Here is a 480-nt window from a genome sequence, read left to right on the forward strand (position 1 = left end):
CGCGCGCCCACCCCCGCCACGCCTGCACGGGGCAGAGCGCCCCGAGCCCGACGAGCACGAGCGAGGCCGCCAGCCGCAGCTGCGGCTGCAGCGCCAGGTCCAGGCCCTCCAGCGCGACCCCGGCCGCGAGCAGCGCGAGCGAGGTGCGGACCCAGGCCAGGAAGGTGCGCTCGTTGGCCAGCGAGAAGCGCGGGTCCGGCTCCTCCCCCGCGCCGTAGACGCCCCGGGGGAAGCGCCGGTCCACCGGCGCTCCCCCCGGGTCCACCGAGGGGTCCGCCGAGGGGTCCACCGAGGGGTCGGCCGAGGGGTCGGCGGGACGCTCGCTCACCCCCCGATGGTCGCGCACCGCGACGCACCACCCGGACGGGTGCACTCGGAAGCACTACGCAGAGATTGCACTGGATCACGCGGCGTCAGCACAGTGGTGACGCAGCCCCGACGACCTGGAGAAGACCGTGACCCCCTCCACCACCGCCACCC

Annotated in this window: 1 protein-coding gene; it reads right to left on the minus strand. The window is 76.2% G+C overall.

Annotated elements, in window-relative coordinates; all coding sequences use genetic code 11:
* On the minus strand, positions 1 to 265 hold a 265-nt coding region (locus tag GTQ99_RS27355), incomplete at its 3' end, for a YidH family protein (protein ID WP_420814622.1).
* Between the last annotated feature and the right edge of the window lie 215 nt (positions 266 to 480).

The sequence above is a fragment of the Kineococcus vitellinus genome (genome assembly GCF_009906315.1).
GTDB classification, from domain to species: domain Bacteria; phylum Actinomycetota; class Actinomycetes; order Actinomycetales; family Kineococcaceae; genus Kineococcus; species Kineococcus vitellinus.